The organism is Actinomadura meyerae (assembly GCF_900188445.1).
Lineage (GTDB): Bacteria > Actinomycetota > Actinomycetes > Streptosporangiales > Streptosporangiaceae > Spirillospora > Spirillospora meyerae.
Map to the genome: position 1 here is coordinate 20,442 of NZ_FZOR01000068.1, position 10,271 is coordinate 30,712.

The window sequence follows — 10,271 nt, forward strand, 5'->3', positions numbered from 1 at the left end:
GGCGACCCGCACCCGCGGCGCGGACCGCCGGATCCGCGCCCGGCCCCTTCCGGTGCAGATCTCCGGGCGCGGACGGCGCCCCGTAGGGTTGGATTATGAAGATCGTGTGTCTGGCGGGCGGGATCGGCGGAGCCCGGTTCCTGCGCGGCCTGCGGGAGGCGGTTCCGGAGGCCGAGGTCACCGTCATCGGCAATACCGGGGACGACATCTCGCTGTTCGGGCTGCGGGTGTGTCCTGACCTGGACACCGTGATGTACACGCTCGGCGGCGGCATCAACGAGGAGCAGGGCTGGGGCCGGTCGGACGAGACGTTCACCGTCAAGGAGGAACTGGCCGCCTATGGCGTCGGCCCGGCCTGGTTCGGGCTCGGCGACCGCGATTTCGCGACCCATATCGTCCGGACGCAAATGCTCGAAGCGGGCTACAAGCTGTCGGCGGTCACCGAGGCGCTGTGCGACCGGTGGAATCCGGGCGTCCGGCTGATTCCGATGACCGACGACCAGGTCGAGACCCATGTGGTCATCGAGGACGAGAAAGGCCGGCGGGCCGTCCACTTCCAGGAGTGGTGGGTGCGGCTGCGGGCGTCGGTCCCGGCCCTGTCGATCGCGGCGGTGGGCGCGGAGGACGCCAAGCCGGCGCCCGGCGTGCTCGCCGCGATCGAGGCCGCCGACGCGGTGCTGTTCCCGCCGTCCAACCCCGTGGTGAGCATCGGGACGATCCTGGCGGTGCCCGGCATCCGGGACGCCGTGGCCGCGAAGACCGTGGTCGGCGTCTCCCCGATCATCGGCGGGGCGCCGGTGCGGGGCATGGCCGACGCGTGCCTGACCGCGATCGGCGTCGAGACGTCGGCGCGGGCGGTCGCCGAGCTGTACGGGCTCGGGCTGCTGGACGGCTGGCTCGTCGACGAGGCGGACGCGGACGTCCGGGTCGAGGGGATCGACGTGCGGTCCCGTCCGCTGCTGATGAGCGACGCCGCGGCGACCGCCGCGATCGCGCGCGCGGCCGTCGACCTGGCGATGGAGCTGAAGGCGACGGAGCAGAAGCGGGCGGAGGACGCCGAGTGAGGCTCGAGGTTTTCGGCGTCCCGGGGCTGCCGGAGGTCGCCGAGGGCGACGACATCGCCGCGCTCGTCCCGGCGGACGCGGTGCGGGACGGGGACGTGCTCGTCGTCACGTCCAAGATCGTGAGCAAGGCGGAGGGCCGGGTCCTGGTCGCGGACGACCGGGAGAAGGCCATCGACGCCGAGACCGTGCGGGTGGTCGCGCGGCGCACGCACGCGCGGGGCGAGACGCGGATCGTGGAGACGCGGCAGGGCCTCGTGCTCGCCGCGGCCGGCGTGGACGCGTCCAACACCCGGCCGGGGACGGTGCTGCTGCTGCCGGAGGACCCCGACGCGTCGGCGCGGCGCATCCGGGCCGGGATCCGGGAGCGGACCGGCGCCGACGTCGCCGTCATCGTCTCCGACACGCTCGGGCGGCCGTGGCGCAACGGGCTGACCGACGCGGCCATCGGCGTCGCCGGGCTGGAGCCGCTCGCCGACCTGCGCGGCCGGCGGGACGCCCACGGCAACCGGCTCGACGCGACGATCACCGCCGTGGCCGACGAGATCGCCGCCGCGGGCGAGCTGGTCAAGGGCAAGCTCGACGGCGTGCCGATCGCGGTCGTGCGCGGGCTGTCCGAACTGGTCACGGCCGGGGACGGGCCGGGCGCGCGGGCGCTGGTGCGTCCCCCGGACGAGGACATGTTCAGGTTCGGGTCGGCGGACGTGCTGCGCGCGCGCCGCACGATCCGCGAGTTCACCGCCGAGCCGGTCGACCCGGCGGCGGTGCGCCGCGCGGTCGACGCCGCGATCACCGCGCCGGCGCCGCACCACACGACGCCGTGGCGGTTCGTCCTGCTGGAGTCGGCGGAGTCGCGGACGCGGCTGCTGGACGCGATGCGCGACGCGTGGGAGGCCGACCTGCGCCGGGACGGCTTCTCCGCGGAGTCGATCGCCAAGCGGCTGCGCCGCGGCGAGGTGCTCCGGCGGGCGCCGTACCTGATCGTGCCGTGCCTGGTCATGGACGGCTCGCACGACTACCCGGACGAGCGCCGCGCGCGCGCCGAGCGGGAGATGTTCGTCGTGGCGACCGGCGCCGGGGTGGAGAACCTGCTGGTCGCGCTTGCGGTCGAGGGGCTCGGCTCGTGCTGGGTGTCGAGCACGATGTTCTGCCGCGACGTCGTCCGGGACGTCCTCGACCTGCCGGACGAGTGGGACCCGATGGGCGCGGTCGGCGTCGGGCACGCCGCCGCCCCGCCGCGCGAGCGCCCGCCGCGCAGCGCCGAGGCGTTCATCGAGGTCCGCTGACGGGCTTCTGGGTCCGCTGACGGGCTTGGCGGTCCGCTGACGGGGCGTCGGGGTCCGACGGCCGGGCATCGAGGTCCGGGGACCGGGAATAGATCGGGACCGGCCGGGGCTGGCGTGGATGCGGTCGTCCACGGCGGCCTCGGCGGGACCCCGGCGCGATACAAATTATGACGATTGGCATAGAGTGCCCGTCATGGACGCCACGAGCTCCGCTCTACGCCGGGCCCTGGCCCGCGCGCGTGACGGCAAGACACTGGACCGATCCGAGGCCACCACACTGCTGCAGGCCCGCGGGGCGCAGCTCGACGATCTGCTCTCCTACGCGGCCCGCACCCGGGACGCCGGTCTGGACGCCGCCGGCCGTCCGGGCGTCATCACCTACAGCCGCAAGGTGTTCATCCCGCTGACCCGGCTCTGCCGGGACCGCTGCGGGTACTGCACGTTCGCGACCGTCCCGCACCGGCTCGACGCGCCCTACCTCAGCCCGGACGAGGTGCTGGAGATAGCGCGGCAGGGCGCCGCGATGGGCTGCAAGGAGGCGCTGTTCACGCTCGGGGACCGCCCCGAGGACCGGTGGAAGCAGGCCCGCGAATGGCTGGACGCGCACGGGTACGACGACACGCTCTCGTACGTGCGCGCGATGGCGATCCGGGTGCTGGAGGAGACCGGCCTCCTGCCGCACCTGAACCCGGGCGTGCTGACCTGGCGCGACTTCCAGCGGCTCAAGCCGGTCGCCCCGTCCATGGGCATGATGCTGGAGACGACGGCGACGCGGCTGTTCAGCGAGCGCGGCGGCCCGCACTTCGGGTCGCCGGACAAGGACCCGGCCGTCCGGCTGCGCGTCCTGGAGGACGCGGGCCGCACGAACGTGCCGTTCACGACCGGGATCCTGATCGGGATCGGCGAGACGGTCGAGGAGCGCGCGGACGCCATCTTCGAGATCCGCCGGACGATGCGCGAGTACGGGGCGATCCAGGAGGTCATCGTCCAGAACTTCCGCGCGAAGCCCGACACGAAGATGCGCGACACCCCGGACGCGGAGCTGGCGGAGCTGGCCGCGACGATCGCGGTGACGCGGCTGGTGCTCGGGCCGAAGGCGCGCATCCAGGCGCCGCCGAACCTGGTCGCCGACCAGTACGCGCTGATGCTGCGCGCGGGCATCGACGACTGGGGCGGGGTCTCGCCGCTGACCCCCGACCACGTGAACCCGGAGCGGCCCTGGCCGCAGATCGACGAGCTGGCGGAGCGGACCGCCGAGTCGGGCTTCGCGCTCCGCGAGCGGCTGACGATCTACCCCGAGTACGTGCGGCGCGGCGAGCCGTGGCTCGACCCGCGGCTGCTCGGGCACGTCGCCGCCCTGGCCGACCCGGCGACCGGGCTGGCGCGCGAGGACGCCGTCCTCGAAGGGCGTCCCTGGCAGGAGCCGGACGGCGGCTTCGAGGCGTCCGGGCGCACCGACCTGCACGCGACGATCGACACGACCGGCCGCACCAGCGACCGGCGGGACGACTTCGACGAGGTCTACGGCGACTGGGACGCGCTGAAGGAGCGCATGTCCGCCCCCCAGCGCTTCGACGCCGACGTGAAGACCGCCCTCGCGCGCGCGGAGCAGGACCCTGCCGGGCTGTCGGACGATGAGGCGCTCGCCCTCCTGCACGCAGAGGGACCCGAACTGGACGCCCTCGCCGCCCTCGCCGACGACCTGCGGCGCGACGCGGTCGGTGACGACGTCACCTACGTCGTCACGCGGAACATCAACTTCACCAACGTCTGCTACACGGGTTGCCGGTTCTGCGCGTTCGCGCAGCGCCGTACCGACGCCGACGCCTACACGCTGTCCCTGGAGCAGGTCGGGGACCGGGTGGACGAGGCATGGGCGGCGGGCGCCACCGAGATCTGCATGCAGGGCGGCATCCACCCCGACCTGCCCGGCACCGCCTACTTCGACCTCGCGCGGGAGGTGAAGCGGCGCGCGCCCGACATCCACCTGCACTCCTACAGCCCGATGGAGGTCGTGAACGGCGCGTCCAGGACCGACCTGTCGATCCGGGAGTGGCTCCAGGCCGCGAAGGAGGCCGGGGTCGACTCGCTGCCGGGGACGGCCGCCGAGATCCTCGACGACGACGTCCGCTGGGTGCTGACCAAGGGGAAGCTGCCCACCGACCAGTGGATCGAGGTCGTCACCACCGCGCACGAGGTCGGCATACCGACGACGTCCACGATGATGTACGGGCACGTGGACACGCCGTCGCACTGGGTCGCGCACATCAAGCTGCTGAGGTCCATCCAGGAGCGGACGGGCGGCTTCAGCGAGTTCGTGCTGCTGCCGTTCGTCCACCACAACTCGCCCATCTACCTGGCCGGGCTGGCACGTCCCGGGCCCACGGTCCGGGAGAACGTGGCCGTCCACGCCCTGGCGCGCATCCTGCTGCACGGTGCGATCTCCAACATCCAGACGTCGTGGGTGAAGCTGGGGGACGAGCTGTGCACGCGCGTCCTGCAAGGGGGCGTGAACGACCTCGGCGGGACGCTGATGGAGGAGACCATCAGCCGCATGGCGGGGTCGGAGAACGGCTCGTTCAAGCCCATCAGCGAACTGGAGGCGATCGCGGCGCGCGCGGGCCGTCCGGCCAAGCAGCGCACCACCCTCTACGGGGAGGTGCCGGCCGAACGTCTGGAAGCCGCCCGCCGCACGGACGGGATCGGCAAATTCGGGAAGCGGCTGCCGCTCAGTCCTGTATGACGGATACGTGGACGAGGACGGACGCCCCCTGTGGCGACGCCCAGCACTCTGGGCGTCTCTGGCGCTGGTGCTGTCGGGCGCCGGCGGCGGCTTGTGGGCGTCCGGCCTGTTCTCCGCGCCGACCTGCTCCGGCGCGGACGTCCGCATCACCGTCGCGGCGCAACCGGAGATGGCGCCCGCGCTGAAGGACGTGGCGTCCCGCTTCAACGTGGAGAGGCACCGCGTGGGCGGACGCTGCGTCCACGCGAGCGTCACCCCGGTCGCGCCCGCCGACTACAAGGGCCAGTCGGACGCCTGGGTACCAGAGTCGTCACTGTGGCTGGACCGTGATACGCCCGGTACCCCGGTGGCCACAACCCCAGTGGTGTTGTCCACGCCCCGTCCAGTCGCGGACGAGTTCGACAGCGCCGGCATCGACATCAGCTGGAAGCTCCTGCTCAACGACAAAACACACGACCTCCCCATAGCCCGCACCGTGGCCGACCCAGCCGCCGCCATGACGGGAACGGTGGCCATGCTCGCGATCCGGCAAGTCGACAAGAAGGCCGACGTGGCCGACGACCTCCGGAAGGGCGGCGGCTCAACGGCGACCTTGGCCACCCTGACGACGGCCGAGCGATACAACCGTCCCCTCGCCGTCACCACAGAGCAGGCCGTGGTCGCCTATAACGAGACCCATCAGCCGAACCCCGTCGTCAGCCTCGTGCCGACCGAAGGCACGCTGATGCTGGACCACCCCTACGCCGTCATCACGAAGGACCCGCGCCGACGCGACGCCGCAGAGGCATTCCAGGCGGCCCTTGGCACCCGCTCGGCCCGCAACATCCTCCAACGCGCGGGCTTCCGCACACCGGACGGCGCCCTGAACACCGCCTACGCACGCGAGTACAACGTCCCCGACAAGGCACCGAAAGCGCTCCGCCTCCCCACCCGCAAGGAGATCGAGGAAGCGCTCACGTCCTGGAAGACCTAGGCCCTCCTGGAAGACCTAGGCTTTCCTGGAAGACATAGGCCCTCCTGGAAGACCTGGCTCAGGGCGCGCCGCGGACGGTACTGGGACGCCGCGCCACCAGCTCGTCCGCCGACCTACGAAGCTCTTCCAGCACGGCCTGCACCGAGGGGCGCACCTCAGCACCGACCCGTGTCCACATGACCATGCGGCGGTCGACCGGGGCATCGGCCACGTCCCGGACCACGATGCCCTCCTCCCGCTCGGCGAGCGCCAGGTCGGGGATCAGGCACACCGCGCCGCCCGACGCGACCATCGCGAAGATGATCAGCAGGTCGTTCGACCGGTACCGCACGTCGGGCCGGAAGCCGCCGAGCTCCACGCACGTCCGCTCCAGCAGGTCGGCGTGGTTCGTCCCGACGTGCCCGGTCACCCAGGGCGAGTCGGCCAGGTCGGCCATGCGCACCGGAGCGCCGTCCAGCGCCAGCCGGTGCCCTTCGGGCAGCGCGACCCGCATCATCTCCGTGACGAGCACCTCCGACGTCAGCTCCGGCCTGCGCGGCCTCGGCAGGTGCGAGTACTCGTCGGTCAGCACCACGTCGATCTCCTGCAGCACCAGCGCTTGCAGGACCCGGTGGAACTCCTCGTCCAGGACGTCGACGATCAGCTCCGGGTACTTCTCCGCCAGCCGCGGCAGCGCGGGCGCGAGCACGTGCAGCAGCGCCGTCTGGAACCCGACGAGCCGTACGACCCCGGCGACCCGACCGCTCGCCGCGACGGTCGCCTCCTCGGCCTGCTTGGCCTGCGCGAGCAGCGTCTCGGCGTGCTCGGCGAGCACCTCCCCCGCCGTGGTCAGCCGCAGCCGCCGCCCGGCCCGCTCCACCACCGGCACACCGACGTCCTTCTGCAACTGGGCGAGCTGCTGCGACACCGCCGACGGCGTGTACCCGAGGGACTCCGCGACGGCCCCGAGCGTCCCGCGCAGCTTCAGCTCCCGGAGCACCCGAAGCCGTCCCAGATCCAACATAGTGAAGCGATTCTTACACAATCCCTCCAGGAAAGGTCGCTGGACCTGAACGGTGGACGGAGTCAAACTAAAGGTGCGACGGAAAGAGACGGACACCCCGGCTCCACCGATCGCCCCGCGCGGGAACGCCCCTTCAGCGATCCCACTGGAAGAAGAAGACCATGCTGTACGTGCTCGGCATCATCGTCGCCCTCGCCGTCCTCGGCCCCCTGTTCGGCGCCGACAGCCGCGACGGACTCGACTGGACCCCGAACAACTTCTGGCTCCGCCGCCGCTCGACGCCCGACCCGGTCAGAACGCCCGGTAGTCCCGGACGGGCAACCGGGGGCCGCGCCTCGGCGGGCGCCTCCCGGACGATTCCAGCAGCCGGGTGACCCGGTACCGATGACCGGCGTAGGGCTCCAGCAGTTCGAGCATCCCGGCGTCGTCCACCTTGCGGCCCGCCAGCGCCCAGCCGACCAGGCCGGGCAGGTTGTAGTCGCCCACGGAGACGGCGTCGGGATCCCCGGCCGCCCGCTGCCGGATCTCGGCGGCCGTCCAGACCCCGATCCCGGGCAGCGACCTGAGCCGCGCCTCCCCCGGATCCTCCTCCAGCCGCCTCGCGACCCGCGCGGCCCCGATGATCGTCCGGGCGCGGACGGCCTCCAGCCCGGACCGGTGCCACTCCCACGAGGGAATCCGGACCCACACCTCGGGCGGCGGCGGGACGCGCATGTGCGGAGCCCCCGGCGCGGGCACCCCGAACCGCCGCAGCAGGTACCCCCACCCCCGCCAGGCTTCCTGCGCGAGCACCTTCTGCTCCATGACGGCCGGCACGAGCGCCTCGAAGACCCGCCGCGACTTCCCGATCCGCAGCCCCGGACGCAGACGCGCCTGCTCACGCACGACGTCGTGCCGAGGAACGAACCCGTCCGCCGAGTCGTCGGCACCGAGTAGCTCGGGCACCCCGTCGAGCAACCACTCGGCCCCGGGCCCCCACGCCGTAGCCTCGACGACGTCACCGACCCACCGGAGCCGCAGCGTCCCCGGCCCGTCAGGCGTATGGGACGCACGCCAGACGGCACCGCCCTCGACCCGGAACGCCGGATCATGAGGCCCGCGCTGATGCGGCGAGACCGTCCCATGCAGATCGAGCGGCCACGGCGGCCGCCACTCACGAACCCGGCCGGGGAGACGCCCAGCGGTCTTCTCCCCGGCCGCACCCGCGAACGGCGTACCGGAAGCCACCGACCACCCACCATCCGCTCGACCGTCCGCACTGCGCGCTGCCGCGCCCAGTGTGCCACCATCAGGCAAACTGGACGTATGCACGGCCTCGAGCTTGCCTTCGGCATCGGCCTGATGCTCAGCCTGCTGATATCCGCCTTCGTCGCCTCCTTTCTCTCCGGAAGGGCGGAGAGGAGACTGGAGGAAGAGCGGCTGGCGGAAGCCCGCGACACCCTGGCCTATACGCTCGTCCACTACCGCCGCGCCGAACTCGACTACATCCGCCTGCGCCTCGAATCACCCGGCACCCAGGCCGCACGCGAGGCGCACTCGGCGTCCTTCCGCGACCGCACGTCCGTCAACATTGCCTACAAAGGGGTGCGAATCGCCTACACCGACCCGCACATCCGGCTGCTGGCGCAGCGCGCCTTCGACCTCACCGGCGAGATCCACTACTCGAAAACCCTGGAAGAGGCCAGAGAGCATGCCTTGGAGGCGGCCAAGGCGCTCATCGACTTCGTCACCGCCACCGGCGCATCCGTCCACTCCGTGAGTACCGGACCAGGGCCGCGACCCCTAGCACCGAAAAAACAACTCCCGCAGCCTGACACCGCCCCAGAAGTGAACACCGCCCAAAAAGCCCCTCACACCGAACAGGCCCCCGACACCCACCCGTAGCCGGACGCTAACCGACACCCCACCAAGCCGCCTCACATCACGCCCCACCGACCATGGCGTGTAGCGACGGCAGGAGCAGGTCAGGTGCACAGGTGATCATGCCGGCGGCGACCAGATGTAGGGAGTCGTGGTGGTGATGGCGGTGAAGCCGAGACGCTCCAAGATGGGGCGGCTGTCGTCGGAGGCGTCGACCTGCAGGTATTGGTAGCCACGCTCGGCGGCCAGCCGAGCCCGGACGGCCACGAGGGCCCGGTAGATGCCTCGGCCTCGCCACTCCTCCAGCGTCGAACCGCCCCAGAGGGATGCGAAGACCCCGTCCTCGCGGAGCGCCACCCAGGCCGCGGCGACGACCTGGCCGGCGGCTTCGGCGGTGAAGATCGCCAGGCGGTCGGGAGCGGCGGCCAAGCCGCCGGCCAGGTGGTCGCCGATGAAGCCGCAGTCGCGTTCCCACACCTGCGACTCCATCGCCACGATCGCGGGGATCTCCTCGCGGCCCGCCCGGCGAATCACCACGCCATCCGGGGCGGACGCCGCGGTCGGCGTGTCGGCGATACCGGCGATGACGACCGTCTCGGTGGGGTCGGCGACGAATCCCGCGGCCCGCAGCCGGTCGGGCAGGTCATCGGGGAGGTCGTGCCCACGAGCCTTCCACTCCACGGCCTCACCGCGGCCGCCGAAGAAGGCGATCTGCGCGGCGATGAGAGCGTCGACATCATGGCCGGACAGGTCGCGCGGGCCGGTGACGAACCCGCGATGCTCCCCGACGACCCGCAGCAGCGGACCGTCCTGCTCGACCCATGCGCCCAGTGCCGGGACACCCGTTCCGCGCAGATGCCGGTCATAGGCGGCCAGAAGATCCTCACTCATCCGGCGAGAGTAATGACGCGCGGTCCGGGCGACGACGGCTTTTCCGCACCCTCGATACACCCACGATCGAAGCTTCGTTGGGGACGATGGCCAGATCGTTCTTCTCCTCACGCACGGTCAGAACCCGGACCAGCAGTCCGGCGCCGCGACGGTCGCCTTCCATGTCGCCAACCCGTCGATGCAGTCCCGCCGCCGCAGAGGTCCGGGATCGCGCGGGAGGAATACGCCTACTGAGCAGGTCAGGCCCGGCGCCGTAGCAGGCGGAACGTCCTGCCACGAGGTTCCGGCCCAGACCCGCCAGCGGATGCCGTCAACGAGCTGCCGCTCGATCCGTTCCAAGGGCCGACCCGGACATTCGGGGAGCCTGTAACTCGAAGTGTGTAAAGATGATCTTGTTGTGGGTCTGGTTGTCTTTACTGGATGCGGTCTGGGTAGGCGTCGGCGAGTTCGTTGA

The 10,271-nt window shown here is 71.7% G+C and carries 9 protein-coding genes; 5 read left to right on the top strand and 4 right to left on the bottom strand.

Translation table 11 applies throughout. From position 1 onward, the window contains the following. The first annotated feature begins 95 nt into the window (after positions 1–95). From cofD to CHF16_RS37895, 4 genes are all read left to right on the top strand, one after another. Complete coding sequence (gene cofD / locus CHF16_RS37880; RefSeq protein ID WP_089331022.1) at positions 96–1,064, top strand: 2-phospho-L-lactate transferase; 969 nt, start codon at positions 96–98, stop codon at positions 1,062–1,064. Continuing rightward, the gene (locus CHF16_RS37885) at positions 1,061–2,347 is read left to right on the top strand and encodes a coenzyme F420-0:L-glutamate ligase (RefSeq protein WP_089331023.1); all 1,287 of its coding nucleotides are present in this window, start codon (positions 1,061–1,063) and stop codon (positions 2,345–2,347) included. The genes cofD and CHF16_RS37885 overlap by 4 nt, the downstream gene beginning before the upstream one ends. A gap of 193 nt (positions 2,348–2,540) precedes the next feature. Then, positions 2,541–5,090, top strand: coding sequence for a bifunctional FO biosynthesis protein CofGH (locus CHF16_RS37890; RefSeq protein ID WP_089331024.1), 2,550 nt, complete (start codon positions 2,541–2,543; stop codon positions 5,088–5,090). 7 nt (positions 5,091–5,097) lie between these two features. Beyond that, positions 5,098–6,063 carry a substrate-binding domain-containing protein gene (locus CHF16_RS37895; RefSeq protein ID WP_143228306.1) on the top strand — a complete coding sequence of 322 codons (966 nt, stop codon included), beginning with the start codon at positions 5,098–5,100 and terminating at the stop codon, positions 6,061–6,063. A 58-nt stretch (positions 6,064–6,121) separates the two neighbouring features. Here CHF16_RS37895 and CHF16_RS37900 read toward each other — a convergent pair whose 3' ends face one another. Next, positions 6,122–7,066 carry a LysR family transcriptional regulator gene (locus tag CHF16_RS37900; protein WP_089331026.1) on the bottom strand — a complete coding sequence of 315 codons (945 nt, stop codon included), beginning with the start codon at positions 7,064–7,066 and terminating at the stop codon, positions 6,122–6,124. Positions 7,067–7,357: 291 nt separating this feature from the next. Beyond that, on the bottom strand, positions 7,358–8,011 hold the full coding sequence (locus tag CHF16_RS37905) for a DNA-3-methyladenine glycosylase family protein (RefSeq protein ID WP_245869790.1): 654 nt from the start codon (positions 8,009–8,011) through the stop codon (positions 7,358–7,360). Between the two features lie 360 nt (positions 8,012–8,371). Here CHF16_RS37905 and CHF16_RS37910 point away from each other — a divergent pair, with 360 nt between their 5' ends. Further along, a complete protein-coding gene (locus CHF16_RS37910) occupies positions 8,372–8,950 on the top strand; it encodes a hypothetical protein (RefSeq protein ID WP_089331027.1) in 579 nt (192 codons plus the stop codon). Positions 8,951–9,046: 96 nt separating this feature from the next. Here CHF16_RS37910 and CHF16_RS37915 read toward each other — a convergent pair whose 3' ends face one another. Beyond that, positions 9,047–9,817 (bottom strand): GNAT family N-acetyltransferase, encoded by a 771-nt coding sequence (locus CHF16_RS37915; protein ID WP_089331028.1) that lies wholly within the window; start codon positions 9,815–9,817, stop codon positions 9,047–9,049. Further along, a complete protein-coding gene (locus CHF16_RS40730) occupies positions 9,810–9,980 on the bottom strand; it encodes a hypothetical protein (RefSeq protein ID WP_179271906.1) in 171 nt (56 codons plus the stop codon). The genes CHF16_RS37915 and CHF16_RS40730 overlap by 8 nt, the downstream gene beginning before the upstream one ends. Between the last annotated feature and the right edge of the window lie 291 nt (positions 9,981–10,271).

What these genes read in the sequence shown, in the direction of transcription:
- cofD (WP_089331022.1), top strand. Translation starts at nt 96, where the DNA reads ATGAAGATCGTGTGTCTGGCGGGCGGGATCGGCGGAGCCCGGTTCCTG.
- CHF16_RS37890 (WP_089331024.1), top strand. Translation starts at nt 2,541, where the DNA reads ATGGACGCCACGAGCTCCGCTCTACGCCGGGCCCTGGCCCGCGCGCGT.
- CHF16_RS37900 (WP_089331026.1), bottom strand. Translation starts at nt 7,066, where the DNA reads ATGTTGGATCTGGGACGGCTTCGGGTGCTCCGGGAGCTGAAGCTGCGC.
- CHF16_RS37910 (WP_089331027.1), top strand. Translation starts at nt 8,372, where the DNA reads ATGCACGGCCTCGAGCTTGCCTTCGGCATCGGCCTGATGCTCAGCCTG.
- CHF16_RS37915 (WP_089331028.1), bottom strand. Translation starts at nt 9,817, where the DNA reads ATGAGTGAGGATCTTCTGGCCGCCTATGACCGGCATCTGCGCGGAACG.
- CHF16_RS40730 (WP_179271906.1), bottom strand. Translation starts at nt 9,980, where the DNA reads ATGGAAGGCGACCGTCGCGGCGCCGGACTGCTGGTCCGGGTTCTGACC.